This is a genomic window from Bradyrhizobium brasilense (assembly GCF_029714345.1).
GTDB lineage: Bacteria > Pseudomonadota > Alphaproteobacteria > Rhizobiales > Xanthobacteraceae > Bradyrhizobium > Bradyrhizobium australafricanum.
Genome location: NZ_CP121669.1, coordinates 3,425,380 through 3,446,231, shown reverse-complemented (window position 1 = coordinate 3,446,231; position 20,852 = coordinate 3,425,380). Strand labels below are relative to the sequence as shown.

Annotated in this window: 17 protein-coding genes; 4 read left to right on the top strand and 13 right to left on the bottom strand. The window is 65.7% G+C overall.

Going from position 1 to position 20,852, the window contains the following annotated elements; translation table 11 throughout:
• Positions 1 to 81 precede the first annotated feature (81 nt).
• Positions 82 to 879 (bottom strand): bifunctional hydroxymethylpyrimidine kinase/phosphomethylpyrimidine kinase, encoded by a 798-nt coding sequence (gene thiD / locus QA635_RS15950; protein ID WP_283070229.1) that lies wholly within the window; start codon positions 877 to 879, stop codon positions 82 to 84.
• 195 nt (positions 880 to 1,074) lie between these two features.
• On the opposite strand from thiD, the gene QA635_RS15945 reads away from it, so the two are divergent.
• A complete protein-coding gene (locus tag QA635_RS15945) occupies positions 1,075 to 1,320 on the top strand; it encodes an Lrp/AsnC ligand binding domain-containing protein (protein ID WP_016845986.1) in 246 nt (81 codons plus the stop codon).
• A 121-nt stretch (positions 1,321 to 1,441) separates the two neighbouring features.
• On the opposite strand, the gene QA635_RS15940 is transcribed toward QA635_RS15945, so the two are convergent.
• Positions 1,442 to 2,377, bottom strand: a complete 936-nt coding sequence (locus QA635_RS15940) for a c-type cytochrome (RefSeq protein WP_283070222.1) — start codon at positions 2,375 to 2,377, stop codon at positions 1,442 to 1,444.
• A 166-nt stretch (positions 2,378 to 2,543) separates the two neighbouring features.
• Here QA635_RS15940 and QA635_RS15935 point away from each other — a divergent pair, with 166 nt between their 5' ends.
• Positions 2,544 to 2,966 (top strand): CHRD domain-containing protein, encoded by a 423-nt coding sequence (locus tag QA635_RS15935; RefSeq protein ID WP_057016700.1) that lies wholly within the window; start codon positions 2,544 to 2,546, stop codon positions 2,964 to 2,966.
• Between the two features lie 122 nt (positions 2,967 to 3,088).
• Here the strand turns inward: QA635_RS15935 and QA635_RS15930 are convergent, their stop codons facing one another.
• From QA635_RS15930 to QA635_RS15905, 6 genes are all read right to left on the bottom strand, one after another.
• On the bottom strand, positions 3,089 to 3,535 hold the full coding sequence (locus tag QA635_RS15930) for a c-type cytochrome (protein ID WP_283070221.1): 447 nt from the start codon (positions 3,533 to 3,535) through the stop codon (positions 3,089 to 3,091).
• A gap of 100 nt (positions 3,536 to 3,635) precedes the next feature.
• Positions 3,636 to 5,945: a xanthine dehydrogenase family protein molybdopterin-binding subunit gene (locus tag QA635_RS15925; protein WP_283070220.1), complete on the bottom strand. Its 2,310-nt coding sequence runs from the start codon at positions 5,943 to 5,945 to the stop codon at positions 3,636 to 3,638.
• Positions 5,946 to 6,073: 128 nt separating this feature from the next.
• Positions 6,074 to 7,603: a murein biosynthesis integral membrane protein MurJ gene (murJ, locus tag QA635_RS15920; protein WP_283070219.1), complete on the bottom strand. Its 1,530-nt coding sequence runs from the start codon at positions 7,601 to 7,603 to the stop codon at positions 6,074 to 6,076.
• A 43-nt stretch (positions 7,604 to 7,646) separates the two neighbouring features.
• Positions 7,647 to 8,798, bottom strand: coding sequence for a DegT/DnrJ/EryC1/StrS family aminotransferase (locus QA635_RS15915; protein ID WP_283070218.1), 1,152 nt, complete (start codon positions 8,796 to 8,798; stop codon positions 7,647 to 7,649).
• 33 nt (positions 8,799 to 8,831) lie between these two features.
• Positions 8,832 to 9,848 carry a Gfo/Idh/MocA family protein gene (locus QA635_RS15910; RefSeq protein WP_283070217.1) on the bottom strand — a complete coding sequence of 339 codons (1,017 nt, stop codon included), beginning with the start codon at positions 9,846 to 9,848 and terminating at the stop codon, positions 8,832 to 8,834.
• A gap of 250 nt (positions 9,849 to 10,098) precedes the next feature.
• Entirely contained in the window at positions 10,099 to 11,511 is a 1,413-nt protein-coding gene (locus QA635_RS15905) for a mannose-1-phosphate guanylyltransferase/mannose-6-phosphate isomerase (protein ID WP_283070215.1), read from the bottom strand.
• Positions 11,512 to 11,864: 353 nt separating this feature from the next.
• Between QA635_RS15905 and QA635_RS15900 the strand changes: the two genes are divergently transcribed.
• Both QA635_RS15900 and QA635_RS15895 read left to right on the top strand, forming a co-directional pair.
• Positions 11,865 to 12,851 (top strand): lysylphosphatidylglycerol synthase transmembrane domain-containing protein, encoded by a 987-nt coding sequence (locus QA635_RS15900; RefSeq protein ID WP_283070214.1) that lies wholly within the window; start codon positions 11,865 to 11,867, stop codon positions 12,849 to 12,851.
• A gap of 10 nt (positions 12,852 to 12,861) precedes the next feature.
• The gene (locus QA635_RS15895; RefSeq protein WP_283070213.1) at positions 12,862 to 13,872 is read left to right on the top strand and encodes an MraY family glycosyltransferase; all 1,011 of its coding nucleotides are present in this window, start codon (positions 12,862 to 12,864) and stop codon (positions 13,870 to 13,872) included.
• Between the two features lie 5 nt (positions 13,873 to 13,877).
• Here QA635_RS15895 and QA635_RS15890 read toward each other — a convergent pair whose 3' ends face one another.
• From QA635_RS15890 to rfaE1, 5 genes are all read right to left on the bottom strand, one after another.
• Positions 13,878 to 14,819, bottom strand: a complete 942-nt coding sequence (locus tag QA635_RS15890) for an NAD-dependent epimerase/dehydratase family protein (RefSeq protein ID WP_283070211.1) — start codon at positions 14,817 to 14,819, stop codon at positions 13,878 to 13,880.
• Positions 14,816 to 16,030 carry a glycosyltransferase family 4 protein gene (locus QA635_RS15885; RefSeq protein WP_283070209.1) on the bottom strand — a complete coding sequence of 405 codons (1,215 nt, stop codon included), beginning with the start codon at positions 16,028 to 16,030 and terminating at the stop codon, positions 14,816 to 14,818. Before QA635_RS15885 ends, QA635_RS15890 begins: the two co-directional genes overlap by 4 nt.
• Positions 16,031 to 16,078: 48 nt before the next feature.
• Positions 16,079 to 17,992 (bottom strand): nucleoside-diphosphate sugar epimerase/dehydratase, encoded by a 1,914-nt coding sequence (locus tag QA635_RS15880; RefSeq protein ID WP_283070208.1) that lies wholly within the window; start codon positions 17,990 to 17,992, stop codon positions 16,079 to 16,081.
• Between the two features lie 84 nt (positions 17,993 to 18,076).
• Positions 18,077 to 19,357, bottom strand: coding sequence for an O-antigen ligase family protein (locus tag QA635_RS15875; protein WP_283070206.1), 1,281 nt, complete (start codon positions 19,355 to 19,357; stop codon positions 18,077 to 18,079).
• 8 nt (positions 19,358 to 19,365) lie between these two features.
• On the bottom strand, positions 19,366 to 20,838 hold the full coding sequence (gene rfaE1, locus QA635_RS15870) for a D-glycero-beta-D-manno-heptose-7-phosphate kinase (protein WP_283070205.1): 1,473 nt from the start codon (positions 20,836 to 20,838) through the stop codon (positions 19,366 to 19,368).
• Positions 20,839 to 20,852: the final 14 nt, after the last annotated feature.

Below are 20,852 nucleotides of genomic sequence, written 5' to 3'. Positions count from 1 at the left end.
AGCGAAGCGCAATCCGGGGTCCTGCATCCGCGGATGAACTGGTCCCGGATTTCGCTGCGCTCCATCCGGGCTACAAGAGCATCAGTAATATCCGTGGAAGTGATGCACCGGCCCATGGCCGTGGCCGACGGCGAAGCGATCGGCTTCGGCGATCGCCTGCGTGATCCAGGCCTTGGCGTTGCGCACGGAGGTCTCCATGCTCTCGCCCTTCGCGAGCCCTGCTGCGATTGCCGAGGACAACGAGCAGCCGGTGCCATGCGTATTGGCGGTCGCAATCCGCGGCGCAGCCAGCGCGACGCTGTGCTCGGCGTCGATCAGATAGTCGATGCTCTCGGCGCCGTGCCCATGGCCGCCCTTGACCAGCACCGCGCGACATCCCATCGCCAGCAATCGCTTGCCTTGTCGCTCGACGTCGGCCTCGCTTGAGGCAACCGGCTCGTTCAAGAGCGCCGCCACTTCCGGCAGGTTCGGCGTGATCAGCGAGGCCAGCGGAAACAGCAGGACCTTCAGCGCATCGACCGCCTCGGCGGCAAGCAGCCGATCGCCCGAGGTTGCGACCATCACCGGATCGAGCACGACATGGCGCGGCGCCCAGCGCCTCAGCCCATCGGCGATCGCAGCGATCGTGTCGGCCTGCGCCACCATGCCGATCTTGACCGCGCCGACCTCGAGGTCGGAGAACACCGCGTCGATCTGGGCGGTGACGAATGACGCGGGCACCGGATGGATGCCGCTGACCCCTGTGGTGTTCTGCGCGGTCAGCGCCGTGATCGCGGAGGCGCCATAGACCCCGAGCGCGGCAAAGCTCTTGAGGTCGGCCTGGATGCCGGCCCCGCCCGAGGAGTCCGAGCCGGCAATGGTGAGCGCGACCGGCGTCATCTTGCAGCACCGGCGGTTGATACGAATGAGACCATCACGAACAAGACCATGGCCTGTCCTAGCCCGGCCGCCGATCGGCAGCAAGTTCGCCTGACTTTACCGCAAGTTGGCCTCACCTTGACCACCTGCCTCGCCCCCTTGCCTTGGCCGCCCGTTTTGGGCCTATAGTCGCGGAAATCCCCGGAGACGACTTTGATGGTTCCTTTCTTCGTCCAGATCAAATGCAAGCTCGGCCAGTCCTACACCGTCGCCAACGCGCTGGCGGAGGCCGAGATTGCGTCCGAGATCTATTCCACCGCGGGCAACTACGACCTCCTGGTCAAGTTCTACGTCGACCACGACACCGACATCGGCCATTTCATCAACGAGAAGGTTCAGGTGATCCCGGGCATCCAGGACACCCTCACGATCATCACCTTCAAGGCGTTCGGCGCGAAGTAGGACGTGCCCGCGAGAGCATGATGAGATTAGGTCGAGCTTGAACGGCGTCGAAAGTTCACCTCTCCCTTGGGAGAGGTGAACCGAAACCGCGACGAGCCGATTCAACCAAACCCATCCCGCTTTACAACTCCTTCTCCTTCTCCTTCTTGACCGGCTTCGGCGGTCCCTCGACCGGCGGAAGCGACTTGATGTACTCGGCGATCGCGTCGCGGTCGGACGGCGACAGTTGCGAGGTGTTGCGGATCACGCGCACCATCGATCCGCCCGCGCTATCGCCGTCCGGCGTCTGGCCGCTCTCGAGGAAATAGGCGATATCCTTCACACTCCAGTCCGAAAGCCCCCTCGGCGTGATGTTGGGCACCCAGCCTTCGCCCTCCGGATTCGGACCACCGGCGAAGCGCTGCGCGGTGACGATGCCGCCGAGGACATTGCGCGGGCTGTGGCACTCGGCGCAATGCCCGAAGCTGTTGACGAGATAGGCGCCGCGGTACCAATGCGCCGAGCGGCTTGCATCCGCGATGAACGGCTTGCCGTTCATGAATAGGAATTTCCAGACCCCGACATTGCGCCTGATGTTGAAGGGAAACGGCAAATCGTGATTGCGCACCTTGCCGGTGACCGGCGGCAAGGTCTTCAGATAGGCGAACAGGTCGCGCACATCGCTGACCTTGGCGTGCTGATAGGACGGGTACGGAAACGCCGGGAAATAGTGCGCGCCCGATGGCGACGTGCCCTTCATGACTGCAGTGACGAAATCGACCTCGCTCCAGCGGCCGATGCCGTCGTTCGGGTCGGGCGAGATGTTCGGCGCATAGAAGGTGCCGAATGGCGAGGGGATCGCGAGCCCGCCGCCGAGCTTCGTGCGGTCGTCCTGCTTCGGCACGGCATGGCAGGAGGAACATCCCCCGGCATTGAACGTTGTGAGGCCATTGGCAAGGTCAGGCTGATAGGCAGGCAGCGCGTCGGCGGCAACGGTCGCGGGGATCGTCAGCCACCAGAACACGCCAAAGCCGATTGCGCCGGCCAGAATCGCCAGGAGGAAAATTCGTCGCAGCATTCACTGATCCGTCATTGGTCGCGTCAATTCATGGACCAGTATGATGGCAACCAGTCGGACAAGCTCGCATCAAATTTGCCGCACCCACGATCCATTTGGGGAATAAATCCGAAAAACTGCTGTTTGAAGATTGCAACCATCCTGTGACGTCAAAGGGGAGAGAACCATGTCGAACAAGACCTTGCTTGCCACGCTGACGCTCGGCGCCGCCATCGCCTTCGCCGGTCCTGCCTTTGCCGAGAAGTTCACGGCGAAGCTGGACAGCAAGAGCGAAGTGCCGCCGAATACCAGCACCGCCACCGGCACCGCCGACATCGACTACGATGCCGCCAGCAAGAAGCTGAGCTGGAAACTGACCTATTCCGGCCTGTCGGGTCCGGCCACCGCCGCGCATTTCCACGGCCCCGCCGAGGCCGGCAAGAATTCCGGTGTCGCGGTCGCCATCCCGAACGCGACATCGAGCCCGGTCGAAGGCAGCGCAACATTGACTGACGCGCAGGCCGCCGATCTGCTCGCCGGCAAGTACTATGTCAACGTTCACACCGCGGCCAATCCGGGCGGTGAGATCCGCGGCCAAGTGACCAAATAACAAGTGACGAAGTAATCCGTCACCAAGCAATCGTCGCGAACGCACTCCAACAAGAAACGGCCGACACAAAAAAAGGGCGGACGCCTCAAAGCGTCCGCCCTTTTTCATTGACCGAACGGCGATCAGCCCTTCTTGATACGGTATGTCTCGTGGCAACCGCCGCATTGCTTGCCGATCACCGGCAGCTCCGCCTTCAGCGTGTCGAGATCCTTGATCTTGCCCTTGGCATCGGCGACGGCCTTGGCGAAGCTCGCAACATGGGATTCGAAGCCGGCCTTGTCTTCCCAGATCTTTGGCGACGCAGAGTAGTCGCCCTCCGGTTTGAGACCCTTGGTGCTCTCGGGAAACAGCGTCGGAAACTTCTTGACGGTGTCTTCGAACTGGGCCAACGCGGCATTGACGGTCGACTGATCGTAGGGCTTCTCGCCCTTGACCATGGCCGCCAGCGCGCCCGCGTTCTTGCCGTTGTCCTTCATCTGGGCCTGGGTCTGCTTGACCTGATCCTGCTGTGCGACGACCGCACCGGCGCTGAACGCCAGCACCGCAGCAATGACGACGATCCGCTTCATCGGCTACCCCTCAATTCCGTTTGTCCCGGTCCGCGATCTGCGGCCGGCCTGGTTTGCAAAACACCGCAGGCGGAATCTTCATTCCGCCTGCGACAATTTATCAGAGATTATGGCGGCGCTGCGCCTCGCGGATCGCGATCCAGACCCGTTCAGGCGTGGCGGGCATGTCGATGTGGTCGATCTTGTACTCGCGATGCAACCCCTCGACGATCGCGTTGACGACCGCCGGGCACGAGCCGATCGCGCCGGCCTCGCCCGCGCCCTTTACGCCCATTGGGTTGGTCGTGCAGGGCACGTTATGGGTCTCGAACACGAAGGACGGCCCGTCGGAGGCGCGCGGCAGCGCATAGTCCATGAAGGTGCCGGTGACGAGCTGACCGTCGGTCGGGCTGTACACCGCCTGCTCCATCAGCGCCTGCCCGATGCCCTGCATCGCGCCGCCGTGAACCTGGCCCGCCAGCATCAGCGGATTGAGCGTGACGCCGAAATCGTCGACGATGACGTAGCTGACGATCTTGATGATGCCGGTGGCGGGATCGATCTCGACCTCGGCGAGATGGGTGCCGTTCGGATAGGTGCCGTCGGCGCTGGCGAAGGTCGCGCTCGCATTCATCTTCGACGTATCGCCGCCAGGACGTTTGGCGAGATCGGCAAAGCTGACCGAGCGGTCGGTGCCGGCGATGCGGATGCGGCCGTCGGCGATTTCGAGGTCGCCGGCGCCGGCCTCCAGCGCCTGCGCCGCGAGCTCTTTCAGCTTGTTGCTGAGATCATGCGTCGCCCGTTGCACGCTGACGCCGCCGGACGGAATCGATGCCGAGCCGCCGGTGCCGAGGCCGGTCGCGATCTTGTCGGTATCGCCCTGCAGCACATGGACGCGCTCGGGCGGCACGCCGAACTGCTCGGCGACGATCTGCGCATAGGCGGTCTGGTGGCCCTGCCCGCTCGACTGCGTGCCGATCAGGACCGAGATATCGCCGTTGGGATCGAGCGCCACATTGGCGGTCTCCTCGCCCATGGTACCGCAGACCTCGACATAGCTCGCCATGCCGATGCCCCGCACCAGACCGTCCTTCCTGGCGGCCTTGGCGCGCTTCGGAAACTCCTTCCAGTTGGCAATTTCCATCGCGCGCTTCATATGCGCGACGAAGTCGCCGGAGTCGTAGACCTTGCCGGTCGCGGTCGTGTAGGGCAGCGACTTCGGCGGAATGAAGTTCTTGCGCCGGATGGCGTCCGGCGTCATGCCGAGCTTGCGCGCGGCGGCATCGACGAGGCGCTCGATGACATAGGCGGCCTCCGGGCGGCCGGCGCCACGATAGGCATCGACCGGCACCGTGTTGGTGAACACGGTGCGGACCCGGCAGTGGAAGGCCTGGATGTCATAAAGGCCAGGCAGCATGCCGGCGCCGCCATGCGGGATGTAGGGCGCGAAGGTCGAGAGATAGGCGCCCATGTCGCCCATCAGGTCGACATCCATGCCGAGGAATTTGCCGTCCTCGGCGAGCGCCATCTTCGCGGTGGTGAGGTTGTCGCGGCCCTGCGCGTCGCCCATGAAATGGTCGGAGCGCTCAGCCGTCCATTTGATGCTCTTCTTGAGCTTGCGCGCGGCCACCGAGATCAGCGCATATTCGCGATAGGGAAACAGCTTGGTGCCGAAACCGCCGCCGACATCCGGGCAGATCACCCGCATGTTCTCCTTCGGCATCTTCAGGATCATGTCGCAGAGGATCTCGCGCAGGCGGTGGCTGCCCTGGCTGCCGATCGTCAGCGTCAGATGATCCTTCTTGGCGTCGTATTCCGCGACCGCGGCGCGCGTCTCCATGAAATTGGTGATGACGCGCGGATTGACGATGGTGATCTCGGCCACCGCATGCGCCTTGGCGAACGCGTCCTCGGCGGCTTTCTTGTCGCCGATCGAGACATCGAACAGCACATTGCCGGGCTTGTCCGGCCACACCTGCGGCGCGTCCTTCTTCACCGCATTGACGAGGCCGACTGCCGCCGGCAGCGGCGTCCATTTGACGTCGATCGCCTCGATCGCGTCACGGGCATGATCGACGGTATCGGCGACCACGAAGGCTACCGCGTCGCCGACATGGCGCACCTCGTCCTTGGCGAGGATCGGATAAGGCGGCGCGGTGAACGGATCGGTCTCGAGATTGAACAGGCACGGCAGGCCGCCGAGCTCGGCGACGTCGGCGGCGGTCAGGATCAGCGCCACGCCGGGCATGCCGCGGGCCTTGCCGGCATCGATCGTGTAGGTCGCGTGCGCGTGCGGCGAGCGCAGCATCAGCGCGTGCAATGCGGGAGACGGCGCGACGTCGTCGGTGTAGCGGCCCCTGCCGCGAATCAGAGCGTCGTCCTCCTTGCGCCGCACACTTTGTCCGACGCCGAATTTGATGGGAGCTGCCATCGTCTCTCCAATTGCCTTGGTGTGTTTTGCGCATATTGGCGTGGTTGTCGGCGAAGCGCAAACCGCTTTCCGCCGCGCGCGGCGCTATCACACAGCCACTTCCTATGCATTTGATTTGACAGGTAAAACTATACGCGGCGGAGCGCGAACAGCCAGCCGCGGCCGAACAGCGTGAGGATCAGGAGGGCGTAGACGAAGACGCCGACCGCAATCAGCAGCAGCAGGATCAGCTCATCGCGAAAGATCTGCATCGGCGCGAACCACACCACCGCGAAATGCGAGGTCAGCCACAGCGCGACCGCGAGCAGCACCCCGCATAGCGCGAAGGTGCCGAACGAGCGGATCAGCGCGCGATCGAGCGCGAGGTAGCCGCGGCGCACGGCAAACATCAGCACCAGCAGCAGATTGACCCAGGCCCCGATTGCGGTCGCGAGCGCGAGCCCGACCTGCGCCAGCGTGCCGACCAGCGCGATCTTCAGCGCGACGTTGACCGCGACCCCGGTCAGCGCCGCTTTCACCGGCGTTGCGGTGTCCTTGCGGGCGTAGAAGGTCGCGACCGCGCTGCGGATCATCACGAAGGGGATGAGCCCGACCGCATAGGCCGCCAGCGTGGCGCCGGCACTTGCGGCATCGGCCTTGGAGAACGCGCCGCGGGCGAACATCGCGCGCATGATCGGATCGGCCACGGTCAGGAACGCCGCCACGAACGGCACCGAGAACAGCAGCGTGAAATCGAAGGCGCGGCGCTGCGCCGCCATCGCGCCGGCGTGGTCGTCGGCGCTCAGCCGCCGCGACATCTCCGGCAGCAGCACGGTGCCGATCGCGATCCCGATCACGCCGATCGGCAACTGATTGAGGCGGTCGGCATAATACAGCGCCGATAGCGCGCCTGCGGGCAGGAAGGTCGCGATGATGGTGTCGGCGAACAGCGCCACCTGCGTGCCCATCGAGCCCAGCGTCGCCGGCCCCAGCGCGCGGAAGAAGCCGCGAACGTCCTCGTCGAGCTTCAGGGGCGCGAACCGCGGCAGGCCGCCGTGGCGCGCGAGGTCGCCGGCGAGCAGGAAGAATTGCAGGAAGCCCGAGATCAAGACGCCCCAGGCCGCGGCATGGCCCGCGCTCGGGAAGAACGCCGCGAGCGCCAGCGTCATCATCATGGCGAGGTTGAGGAAGATCGGCGCCGCGGCGGCGCTGGCGAAGCGATGCATCACGTTGAGCATGCCGCCATAGAGCGTCACCAGCGTGATCAGCAGCAGATAGGGAAAGGTGATCCGCGTCAGCTCGATCGCGAGCTTGCGCTGCGCCGCGTCCTCGGTGAAGCCCGGCGCGAGGATGCTCATCGCCTGCGGCATGAACACCATCGCCACCGCCAGCAGGATCACCTGCGAGGCGAACAGCAGCGTGAAGATGCGGTCGGCGAACAGCCGCGCCGACGCCTCGCCGCGCTCGCCATGGACATGGGCATAAGCCGGCACGAAGGCGGCGTTGAAGGCGCCTTCGGCGAAGATCGCGCGGAAATGATTGGGCAGCCGCAGCGCCACGAAGAAGGCGTCGGCAACCGGCCCGGCACCGAGGATCGCCGCGAGCATGATGTCGCGCGCGAACCCGGTGACCCGCGATAGCAGGGTATAGCCGCCGACGGTGAAGATGCGCCCAAGCATGCGCTGCTTCTAGCGCATGATTGCGGTCTGAAAAAGTTTCCTATCAGGCCGAAAGCGCGCTGCGCACAGCCGCGATGACACGGTCCTGCGTCGCCTCGTCGAGATAGGGGTGCATCGGCAGGGCGATGACGTCCTTCGACAGGCGCTCGCTGACCGGCAGACCGCCGTCGGCGACCGGATAGTGGCTGTAGGCCGTCTGCTGGTGCACCGATTTGGGATAGTAGATCATGGTCGGGACGCCGTGCGCCTTCAGGGCCGCCGCGAAGGTGTCACGATCGATGCCGTCGGACAGGCGGATGGTGTATTGCGCCCACACCGAGGTACAGCCCGGGGCAAGGCGCGGCACCGCGACGAGGTTGCCGAGCGCGCGCGAATAGCGCTCCGCCACCCTGTTGCGCGCCGCGATCTCGTCGTCGAAAATCTTCAGCTTCTCGAGCAGGATCGCCGCCTGCATGGTGTCGAGCCGCGCGGTGAGGCCGAGCCGCACGTTGTCGTACTTGTCCGAGCCCTGGCCGTGCACGCGGATGCTGCGCAGCGTGCGCGCGAGCTCCTCGTCGTCGGTGAAGATCGCGCCGCCGTCGCCGAAGCAGCCGAGCGGCTTGGCCGGGAAGAAGCTGGTCCCGGTCGCGAGCCCGAAGGTGCCGAGCTTGCGGTTCTTGTAGGTTGCGCCAAAGCCCTGCGCGGCGTCATCGAGCACGAACAGGCCCTCGGCCTCGGCGACCGCGCCGATCGCATCGTGATCGGCGCTCTGGCCGAACAGGTCGACCGGGATCACGGCGACCGGCTTCAGCCCGCGCGCGCGCGCCGTCGCAATGCCGCGCTTCAGCGAGTTGACGTCGATGTTGAAGGTCTCCTCATCGACATCGACGAAAACCGGCGTCGCGCCGGTCAGCGTCACGACCTCGCCGGTCGCACAGAAGGTGAAGGTCGGGCACAATACCGCATCGCCCGGCCCGACATTCTTCGCCATCAGGACCATCAGCAGTGCGTCGGTGCCGCTCGCACAGCTGACCACATGCTTTGCGCCGCTATAGTCCGCCAGCGCCCTCTCCAGAGCGGTCACTTCGGGACCGTTGATGAACTGGCAATGGTCGAGCACACGCGCGACCGCGTCATCGATCGACTTGCCGAGCCGCCGGCGTTGCGCGGCGATATCGATGAAGGGAATGGGCTCAAGCTGCATATGCTGGTTCATGGAAGCTCTTTGCACGTATTGAATGAATGACAATCAGCCGGCGATGCGGCGCGGTCCCTTGCGCATCGTCGAGGCGGCGGGTCTGGCGGGCGATTCCAGGCAGCGGATCGCGATCTCGAGGCTCGCCACGCCCTCGTCGCCGGACACGGCCGGCAGCTTGCCGCTACGTACGGCATCGAGGAAGGCGATCAGCTCGGCGCGCAGCGGCTCGTCGTGACCGACCGGCAGATGACGCATCGAATAGCTGCCGTCCGGCTTGAAGCCGAAGCATTCGGTGACCTGACGCGTGAGCAGATCGCCCATCACATACTTGCCGCGGGTTGCGACCGTCACGTTGCGCGCCTTGAACGGCGTCAGCCAGTTGGTGTTGATGTGGGCGAGCACGCCGGAAGCGGTGCGGAACTGCAGCAGCGCGATGTCCTCGCGCTCGGCGACGGCGCTCGAGAGCTGCGGCTGCACCTCGACGATGTCGGACTCGGTGAACCAGCGGATCAGGTCGATGTCGTGCACGGCCAGATCGATCACGACGCCGACATTGGACATTCGCGGCGGGAACGGGCCGACCCGGGTGATGCCGATCGACAGGATGTCCTCGCCCGAGATCGCCTTCTTGATCGCGGCGACCGCCGGATTGAAGCGCTCGACATGGCCGACCATCAGCGTGACGCCGGCCCGCTCGGCGGCGGCGACGATCTCGCGGCCCTCTTCGACCGTGGATGCGACCGGCTTCTCGACCAGGATGTGAATGTTGCGCGCGATGCAGGCGAGCGCGATCTCGTGATGCAGATGGGTGGGAGCTGCGATCGTCACCGCATCGACGCCCTCGGCGAACAGCTGATCGAGGCTTTCGAAGGCGCGGCAGCCGACCAGGTCGATGGCGCGGGTGCGATGCTCCGGCAGCGGATCGACGATGCCGATCAACAGCACCCCGGGCAGTCCGGCCAGCACGCGGGCATGGTTGCTGCCCATCACGCCGGCGCCGATCACGCCGACGCGCAATGCGCGGCCGATATCGGCTTTCGCGCCGGCCGCGGACACTTTTGCATTCATATCGTAGACCCCAAGTAACGTTCTGGCGGTTGTCCCGGCTTCTCAGGGAGCCATCCCGGCTCCGAGGGAATCAGCACCAAGGCCCCTCTGCCCGATCCGCGCCTTTGGCGCAAATCACGACCCGCTTCGTTGGCAGCCGCTATAGCACGGCGTCACAAATGTGGCGAATGCCAACGGCGAAATCCGGACACGTTTTGATTCAAAGAGTTACATCGCCCGCGACTCGATCTTGAGCGCGGGGCCGTTCGCCTCAGGTGCGCCGATAGTCATCCTCGATGCGGATGATGTCGTCCTCGCCGAGATAGCTGCCGGTCTGCACTTCGATCAGCTCGAGCTGGATCTTGCCCGGGTTCTCCAGCCGGTGCACCGCGCCGATCGGGATGTAGATCGATTCGTTCTCGTGCACCGTCTTGATCAGCTCGTTGACGGTGACCTGCGCGGTGCCGCGCACCACGATCCAGTGCTCGGAGCGGTGATGGTGCTTCTGCAGGGACAGCCGTCCGCCCGGCTTGACGACGATGCGCTTGACCTGGTGGCGATCGCCATTGTCGACCGACTGATAGGAGCCCCAGGGGCGATGCACCTTGATGTGGTTCTCGGTCACCTCCGGCGCCGCCACTTTCAATTTCGCGACCAGCCGTTTCAGCCCGTTGGCGTCCTTCTGGCGTGACACCAGCACGGCGTCCTGGGTCGCGACCACGACGAGATCATCGACGCCTTCGAGCGCAACCAGCGCCCGGTCGGTCGAGACGTTGCAATTGCGGGAGTCCTCGAACACCGCCTTGCCGCGCGCCGCGTTGCCGAGGCTGTCCTTGTCGGCGAGCTCCCAGACCTGGCGCCACGAGCCGATGTCGGACCAGCCGCACGCGACAGGCACAACCGCGGCATGTGAAGTGTTCTCCATCACAGCGTAATCGATCGAGATCGCCTTCGCCGCGCCGAAGGCCTGCGCATCGAGCTTGACGAAGCCGAGATCGCGCGCCGCCGACGCAACCGACTGCTCCACCGAGGCGACGCTGTCCGCATCGACATTGCGGTACTCGTCGAGCAGCACGCCGGCGCGGAACATGAAGTTGCCGCTGTTCCAGAGATAGCCTGCATCGATATAGCCCGCCGCCGTCGCCGCATCCGGCTTCTCGACGAATTTCGCCACCGTGCGCACCTCGCCGGCGACCGCCTCACCCGGATTGATGTAGCCGTATTCGGTGGCCGGCCGCTCCGGCTTGACGCCGAACGTCACGATGCGGCCGGCGTCCGCGGCCACCAACCCGCCGCGGCACGCGGCAACGAAGGCCGCGGTGTCCCGCACCAGATGGTCGGCGGCCAGCGCCAGCACGATCGCTTCGCTGTCGCGGCTCTGCGCGAACGCCGCACCGGCCGCGATCGCCGGCCCCGAGTCGCGGCGCATCGGCTCCAGCAGCACGTCGGCCTCACGGCCGATCTCGGCCAGTTGCTCCAGCACCATGAAGCGATAGGCCTCGTTGGTGATCACGATCGGACGCTCGAACAGGCCGGCGTCGGAAACCCGCAGCAGCGTCTCCTGGAAGGTCGAGCGGGCCCCGAACAGCGACAGGAACTGTTTCGGATGCACCTCGCGTGACGCCGGCCACAATCGCGTGCCTGCGCCGCCGCACATGATCAGGGGAATAATTCGTCGATCCATCGATGCCTCAAATCCTGTCGTGCAAGTCCTGTCGTGTCCGCCTGCGGACGACACACCAAATCGGCCCGGGCCGTCGCGGCCGGCGGCCCTGTTGCCTCGGAAGCACTATCCAAGCAGTAGCACGCGCCCCCCGCACGTCTGGTCGGATTTTACCGGTAACGTAAACCCCCGGTGAGTGGCCGGCCGTCCCCCGTTCGGGCCTCTTTAGCCACCCCTTCGCGCCTGCCGCAATAGGGACCAGTACGGGTATTGCCAGATCGGCGCGGAAACCATACCAAGGCGGCGAATTTGGGCGCGCGAAAGCGTTTTGCGCTGTTTTTGACACATTCTGAAACCTGGCAGCGCGAACGGAAATGCGCCGAATCCTGCTTTCGACCGTCAAGATCCTGATCTCGGCCGCGCTGCTGTATTTCTCGCTGCGCAAGGTCAATCTGTACGACCTTGCCTCCCGTATCCAGGTCGAGAGCCTGGGCTGGCTCGCTCTCGCGATCGCGGTCACGTTCCTGCAGATCTTCCTCGGGGTGTTGCGCTGGCGGGAGATCAGCGTCGAGTGCGGCGCCCCGCTGGAGACCGGTCAGGCCATGCGCTTCAATGTGATCGGCACCTTCTTCAACCAGACACTGCCGTCCTCGATCGGCGGTGACGCGGTCCGGCTTTGGCTCGTCGCGCGCGCCGGTGCGGGCTGGCGCGCAGCCACCTATTCGATTTTCGTCGACCGCGCGATCGGACTGATCGCCCTCGCCGTCGTCATCGCCGCCACCCTGCCCTGGAGCTATCGGCTGATTTCCGATTCCCACGGCTGGATGGCGTTGCTGCTCCTCGACCTCGCCGCACTCGCAGCCGGATTTGGCTTCCTGCTGATCGGTGTGTTGCCGTGGGCCTGGCTGAAGCAATGGTGGGCGACGCATCACATCCACGCCTGCGCGGTCATCGCGAACCGGGTGTTGTTCAGCCGCAAGCGCGGATTGAGGGTCGCAATCCTATCGATCGCCATTCACGTCGTGACCGTCGTGATCGCCTGGTGCGTGGTGAAGTCGATCACGGCCCCTGTCACCTTCGGCCAGATCTTCCAGTTGTTGCCGCCGGTGATGCTGATCACGATGATGCCGATCTCGATCGCGGGCTGGGGCGTACGCGAGGCCACAATGGCGCTGGCCTTCGGCTACGCCGGATTGATCGCCAATGAGGGCGTCAACGTCTCGCTGTTGTTCGGCGCGGTATCGTTCGTGGTTGGCGTGTTTGGCGGCCTGGTGTGGATCCTGAGCCCGGAAAAGGCCGCCAAGGGCACAGAACCGATCGAAGTCCCCGGATCGCAACCGCGAATCCCGGGATCGCAATAGCCGGACCACAATGAGCGCTTTCGAAATCCTCCTGTCATTGATCGCAGCGGTCCTGGCTGCGTCGATCTCGGCTGTCCTGATCCAGGCGACGCGGCCGCTGCTGCTGCGTGTGGCGCTGGCGAAGCCGAATGCGCGCTCGTCGCACCGTATTCCGACGCCGCAGGGTGCCGGCATCGCGGTCACGGCGGCGACGCTGCTGGCGGGCGGGATCGTCATCGTCCTGGCCGGATCGCAGGACCTGACGATTCCCTTCATCGTCTTCGCGGCCTGCCTGTTCATCGCGGTGGTGGGTTTTGCCGACGACATCCGCTCGCTGCCCGTCGTCCCGCGGCTGTTGCTGCAGGCCGCCGCCGTTGCGGCCGTGGTGTTTTCCGCGCCTGATGGTCTCAGGCTGGTTCCGGCCGGCCCGGTCTGGCTCGAACGCGGCCTGCTGCTGATCGCCGGCCTCTGGTTCGTGAACCTCGTCAACTTCATGGACGGGCTCGACCTGATGACCGCGGCCGAGGCCGTGCCGATCACCGTGGCGATCGCCCTGCTCGGCAGCTTCGGCTATCTCCCCGCAGCTCCCGCGCTGGTCGCGGCAGCGCTGTGCGGCGCGCTGCTCGGCTTCGCGCCGTTCAACCGACCGGTCGCAAGGATATTCCTCGGCGATGTCGGCAGCCTGCCGATCGGCCTGCTGCTCGGCTGGTGCCTGCTCGAGCTCGCCCTGCACCGGCAGTTCGCCGCCGCGCTGCTGCTGCCGCTGTACTATTTGACGGATGCGACGGTCACGCTGTTTCGTCGCATGGCACGGCGCGAGCCTTTCTGGGCCGCGCATCGCTCGCACTTCTACCAGCGCGCGACCGACAACGGATTCACGGTGTGGCGCGTCGTCGGCGAGGTGTTTGCGCTTAACGCGGTGCTGGCGCTGCTCGCGTTCGCCGCGGTCGCCCTCAATTCACTCACCGCAGACATCGCGCTGCTGCTGGCCGGCGCGCTCGCCGTCGCCTGGCAGTTGCGGCGGTTCTCGCGACCGCTCTGATTGCCTCAGCTGTCCGTTTGACGCAGCGCACGCCGCAGCCCTTCGTCGAGGCTGATCGGCTGCTGCCATCCGGTGCCCGCGATCTTGGAAAGATCAAGCTCGAGCGAGGCGAACAGGCTGTCATAGGCTTCCTTGCGGCCGCTGATGCCGAGCGCCATCTTCAAGAGCGGCGCCGGCAGCCAGAACAGACGCGGCGAGGTGTCCGCCGCCCGGGCTAGGCGCTCGACGAATTCCCGCGTCGAGACCTGCTCGCGGTCAGCCACCAGGAACACGTCGAAATCGTTTCCCGGGTGCGACAACCGGTGCAAGATGAACGACGCGAGGTTTTCCGCCGACACGAACGCGCGGCGATTCTTCACATACGCGAGCGGTAGCGGCATGCGATTGATCACGGCACGCTTGAGCAACGCGAAATTTCCCTTCGCGCCGGCGCCGTAGATCAGTGGCGGCCTGATGACGGTCACCCTCATGCCGCTGCCCGGCACAATTTCCTTCAAGCCAACCTCGGCGGCCGCCTTCGAGTTTCCGTAGAGGCCGCGCGGTGTCAGGACATCGTCCTCGCGAAACGGAGGACGCCCGTAATTGCTGCGGCCATGCACCAGGATCGTGCTGACGAAAATGAAATCGCGCACGCCGGCGGCGGCCGCGGAGCGCGCCAGATGCAGCGTGCCCTCGATATTGACGTTGCGGTAGAGCTCGATCGCCTGTTCGTCGGACTGCTGGTGAACGCGGGCCGCAAGATGAACCACCGCGTCCACGCCATCGAGCGCGGCGCTCCAATCGGTGACCGGGCTGAGCGAGCCGATCGTCACGTCGTTCGCATCCTGCGGCGCCGTTCGCACCGCGCGTCGCACCACCCAGCCGTTGCGCGCCAATACGGGCACCACATGGCGGCCGACAAAGCCGCTGGCGCCCGTGACCAGAACCGTCCGGCGACCATCATTCATACCGTCCGCTCCACATCGCGATTGGATAGCAGCTCCCGGACCAGCGCAGCGTAGCTCGCCAGCGCCCGCTCGGGACTGAAGTTCCGCGCGGTCGCGACCGCGCGCTCGGCCATCGCGGCGTCCTGCGATCGCGACGCCAGGCGGATGGCATCGGCGAGTTGATCTGGCCTTCCCGGCGTGACGACCCAGCCGAGCCGGCTCTCGCTGACGGTGAGCGCGGCCTCAGCCTCGGGCTCGGAGACCAGAATGACGGGGCGCCCGGCTGCGAGCAGATTATAGAACCGGCTCGGCACCGACACGCCGGCGACGTCCTTCCGATAGGGAATGAGCCAGACGTCGGCGCTGGAGAGCAGCGCATCCAGCTCGCCGTCCGCGACGCGGTCGACCAGCGTGACGTTGGCAAGCCGCGCGGTGGCCTGCAGCTCCTTGAGCCGCGCGAAGCCGATGCCCCATCCCGAAAGCAGGAAATGGATCTCGCCTTCGTCACGCAGCAGCCGCGCGGCCTGGAAGACGATGTCCGGATCGTGGGTGAAGCCGAGATTGCCGGACAGCCCGACGACGAAGCGGGCGTCGATGGCCTTGCGAAACGGATTGTCGGGGCTCACGGGACGGTTGCCGGGCGCGAGCGTGGCCCAGTTCGGGATGAACCTGATCTTGTCCTGTGTCATTCCGCCATAGCGCAGCAGCAGCTTCTCGGCGTCGCGGCCGATCACGATGACAGCGTTCAGGGCCCGGAACATCAGCGCGTTGATCGCGCGCATCGCCCGCGCGACCAGCGAGGATGGCCGCAGCAGCCCGGCCATCACCAGCACGTCGGGAAACAGGTCGTGCAGAATCAGCGCCGACTTGGCCCCCTTCAACCTTGCCGCGGCGGCAACCGCATAGGGCAGCGCGAAGGGAGCGGTCACCGTCAGCGCAACGTCGCCCCGCTTCAGGCGCGACAACAGCGCAAAGAAGATCCGGCCGGTGAACAGCGCCTCGGCCAGCGCGCGCTTGATCAGCGCCGCCTTTCCCGGCAGCCAGTTCCTGATCTCGACGACGGCGGGCCGCCCGGGCGCCGGCGCCCGCGCCGAGCCTGGCATCCCGGAGACCACCATCACCTCCGACTCCTGCGCGATCCGTTCGGCGATCGCGGACATGATCGCGGCGGTCGTGCTGTGGTCCGGCGGATAGTGCTGGCTGACGACCACGACTTTTCGAGAACTACGCATCAATGGCTTTCGAAACGGTCCTGTCTCGGCGTCCGCAGAACGGCGCGGTCAGGCGGCATTCGATCCGAACTCGGGCACGGCGTCCTGAAGGACGGCGCGGATGGTCACACGGTCATCTCTCTCGATCGCATCCTCCAGCGCCGCGAGCCACTTGCGCAGCGTCGACATCGGAGGCTGGTTCGGCTTGGCGGCCATGACGCCGGCGACGCCGATCTCGAGCGTCGGCTCCTGGCTTGCGAACAAAATCTCGTTCAGCCGCTCGCCGGGACGGATGCCGCTGAACACGATCTCGACGTCGACGCCGGGTTGCAGGCCCGACAGACGGATCATCCGCTCGGCGAGATCGACGATCTTCACCGGTTGCCCCATGTTCAGCACATAGACCGAGACGTCGGGCCGCGCCGGCGTCACGGCGTGTGTCGCAGCCGTGATCACGAGATCGCAGGCCTCGCGGATCGTCATGAAGTAGCGAACCATGTCCGGATGGGTCACCGTGATCGGTCCGCCGGTCTCGATCTGCGCCTTGAATTTCGGCACCACCGATCCATTGGACGCCAGCACATTGCCGAACCGCACCGAGATCAGCCGCATGTGCGGCCTACCCTTTGCCTCGGTCATCAGGTCATGGTCCAGCGCCTGGCAATACATCTCGGCGAACCGCTTGGTCAGGCCCAGCATCGACACCGGCTCGATCGCCTTGTCGGTCGAGATCATCACCATCGCGCTCGCGCCCGCGGCATGCGCGGCGTCGGCCACGTTCACCGACCCGAAGATGTTGGTCTTGACGCCTTCGCTCCAGTCGCGCTCCAGGATCGGCACATGCTTGAGCGCCGCGGCATGGAACACGATGTCGGGCTTGAACTCGCTCATCAGCCGCGTGATGCGCTCGCGATCCCGGATATCGGCGATCCGGCCTTCGATCTCGGGACCGGAGTCGCGCGCGGACAGCGCCTCGGTGACCGCATAGAGCGCCGGCTCCGAATTCTCGACGACCAGGAGACGCGCCGCGCCGAAGGTCGCGACCCGTTCGCAGATTTCCGCGCCGATCGAGCCGCCGCCGCCGGTCACGATGACGGACTTGCCCCTCACCAGCGTCTCGAGCCGCGCGTAGTCGATCTTCTGGCTTGGGCGCAGCAGCAGGTCCTCGACGGCGACGTTGGTCAGTCGCGGCGCGTCGCCGCCCTCCAGCGACGGCAGGCGACTGACCATCACGCCGAGCCGCCGGGCGCGCATCAACACGCTCTCCGGATGCGCTTCGGGTTCGAAGGCCGACGGTGTCATGACCACACGCTTGATCGGCCGCTGGCGGGTCTCGAAATCCCGAATCACGGCCTCGATGTCGTCGACGCCGCCGACCACGGGAATGTTGCGGATCATCTGGCCGCGGTCCGCGTCCGACGGCGAGAGCACGCCGACCGGCCAGAGCCGCTTGATGGCGCCATTCTCGATGCCGCGCAGCACGACTTCGGCATCGGCCGTACGTCCGACCAGCAGCGCCGGCGCGGCATTGTCGGATCGGGCATGCAGCCGCGTGCGCGAATAACGGAAATAGCGGTAGCCGAGGCGCAACGCGCTCAGCGCGAACACCTCCAGGAAGAAGAACAGGATGATCGTGACCCGGCCGAGAAACACCGGGCTTTGCGAATTCGTTCCGGTGAAGAAGTAGACGTAGTCCAGCACGACCAGTGCCAGCGTCAGCACGGCTGCGACCCGCAGGATATTCAGCGCGTCCGGCAGCGAGGTGAAGCGCCATTTCGCCGTGGTCAGATTGGAGAAATAGCTGACGAAAACGCTGAACAGCACGAACCAGGGCAGGATGAGCAGCAGATGCGGCAGTCGATCGGTAAGGAGGCTGCCCTCGAAACGCAGATAGAAGCTCGCCAGCAACGCGAACGTCGTCGCGAGCGCGTCATGCACCAAAATCAGGAAATTGCGCAGGGTGAGTTGTGAAAGGCGCGTCATCTAACGGACGGGTTGCCGGCAACTGGGAGTTCGCGATGGGACATTGGCAGGCTGATAGCGTATCTGCAGGGCCCTTGCCAGCGATCATGGACGAGCAGGAGGTTCGGGTTCCATATTGGCCCGCAATTGCCCCTTCAACGCCATGCCGCCCGCAACTCCAACGCCCAGCACATACATCCAGCCCTCATGAAAGTCGAAGATGTGTGAATTAAACAACGAACTAGAAATATTCTGTACCACGACGAGAAGCCCGATCCAGTTGACGAGACCGTCGCCGCGGAACAGCAAAAGGTGCAGGAGCCACATCGCGTACAGTATCGCTACACCCACAATGCCCCACTGCACGGCGACGTTCAACGTTTGATTGTGTGGGTTTCCGATCACTTCGCCGGAAGCCTGGGTCGCACCGCCCTTCGCGACGCGCTCGAACAGGCCCCGCGTCGCGCCGGTGCCATGGCCGATGACCGGAGCCTCGGCAAAGAAGCCGAGCGACTTGCGCCAGAATTCGAGCCGCAAGCCGAGCGAGGTCGGCTCGTTGCGCTGCATGTAGAGCTTGTAGTCGCGCTCGAACGACTCCGCCGTCGAGCGCAATTGCGGCGAGCCATACCACGCCACCACGGCGAACGCAGCGGCCGCGCAAAGGATCAGGACGATGCTGCGCCAGCGCAGATGGAGCAGCGCAAACACCGCGAACATAATCGGAACCGTCACCAATGCAGTCCGCGACACCACCACCATCGCCATGTTGGCGAACAGGCTGAGCGCAATCGCAATCAGCAACATGGCCGGCAGGATGCGTTTGGTCCGCAGCAGCATCACGACCGGATAGGCCAGCGCGACCGCGCATAACGTGAATTCCTGGCTCTGGTCGATGTAGTTCTTGACGAAGACTCCCTGCTCGCCCGGAGCGGGCGCCCGCAGCGCGAGGTGCGGATAGGCAAGCACCAGCCAGGACATCAGCATCAACAGCGTGCAGGAGACGAGGAAAGCGACGAACACCCAGGTCCCGCGGGTCGAGCGCTGAAAATGATAGAGCAGGACCGGCAGCACCAGGAGCTTTGCGGTCGGCCCGACCGCGTAGAATCGCAAGCCCCAGGCCGCGTCCGACCAGAGCGTGCCGACAAGCGCGAGGCAAAACAACGCGACCGGCGCCAGGCAGATCGGCCGCTTCAGCAGCGCCCAGAACGCCTTCAGATCGACCGTCGGCGCGATCGCGATCAGCAGCACCACGCCGAAGATGCCGACCAGCGAGGTCGACCACGGCAGCGACAGCGCGATCAGGACCGCGACCACATCGGTCGCGGTCTGCCAGCGCGCCGGATCGCGCCAGGCCGGACACGCCGCGGCGCCTGCCGGGGATGCCATGCTTGCGCTCACGCCTTGCCCTCACGGGCCCGCGCAACCAGCGACGTCGTGCTGTGGCCGGGCAGGATCTCGACCAGCACCACCTCGCCGCCGGCGGCCTCGACGATCTCGTGGCCGACCACCTGCTCGCGGGTATAGTCGCCGCCCTTGACCAGCACGCTCGGCCGCACCCGCGTGATCAGATTGATCGGCGTGTCCTCCTCGAAGATCGCGACGAGGTCGACGGCTTCCAGCGCCGCCAGCACCTCGGCGCGGGCGCGCTCGTTCTGCACGGGACGTCCCTCGCCCTTCAGCCGCTTCACCGAGGCGTCGCTGTTCAGCCCGACGACCAGGCGGTCACAGGCGCCGCGCGCGGCGGTCAGCACCTTGACGTGGCCGGGGTGCAGGATGTCGAAGCAGCCATTGGTGAAGCCGATGCGCAGATCCTGCCTGCGCCACTCCTCGAGGCATGCATCGATGTCGCCGCCGGCCGGGACGATCTTCTCCTCGGCCGCCAGCGAAGCGTGCGGCAGGATCCTTCGGCGCAATTCGGCGGACTTGACGATCGCGGTACCGGTCTTGCCGACCGCAACCGCCGCCGCCGCGCTCGCGATCCGCAGCGCGCCTTCCCAGTCGGCCCCGCCTGCCAGCGCCAGCGCCAGCGCCGCGGCAACGGTATCGCCGGCGCCGGAGACGTCGCGCACCTTGACCGGCAGCGCCGGCACATGGATCGACTCGCCGCCCCGCGTCACCAGCGTCATGCCGCGCTCGCCCTGCGTCACCAGCATCGCCTCGCAATCCGCGAGGTACATCGCATCGGGCGCGGCCTGCGCGATGCTGTCCTGGCTATCGGCGCGGCTGCGGGTCGCCTCGGCGAATTCCTTGCGGTTCGGCGTCAGCACGGTCGCGCCGCGATAGATCGCGAGATTGGCGCTCTTGGGGTCGACGATGACGCGCTTTTGCGCCTGGCGCGCCGCGTCGATCACGTTGCGGATCACGCGCGCGGTGAGCACGCCCTTGGCATAGTCCGACAGCAGCACGATGTCGGCCCGCGCAAGACGCGGCAGGATCGCATCGATCAGCTGCTGCTCGATCGCCGGCGCGGCCGGCGCGGCGAGCTCCCAGTCGGAGCGCAGCATGTGGGTCGAGAATTGCTCGGAGACGAAGCGCACCTTGCGCGTGGTCGGACGCGTGGCGTCGCTCACCAGCACGGTCTCGATAGCGGCCTCCTTCCCCAGCGCCTCGGCCAGCATCGCGCCGGCGGCATCCTCGCCGATCAGGCCGACGAAGATGCAGCGCCCGCCAAGCGCGGCGATGTTGCGCGCGACGTTGCCGGCACCGCCGATATTGGTCTCGCTGCGCCTGACCGCGATCACCGGCGCCGGCGCCTCCGGCGAGATCCGCGACACCTCGCCATAGACGAACTCGTCGAGCATGAGGTCGCCGACGCAGAGCACGGTCTGGCCGGACATGGCACGCGAGATCGCTTCAAAATCGAACATCAGTCACCGTCATC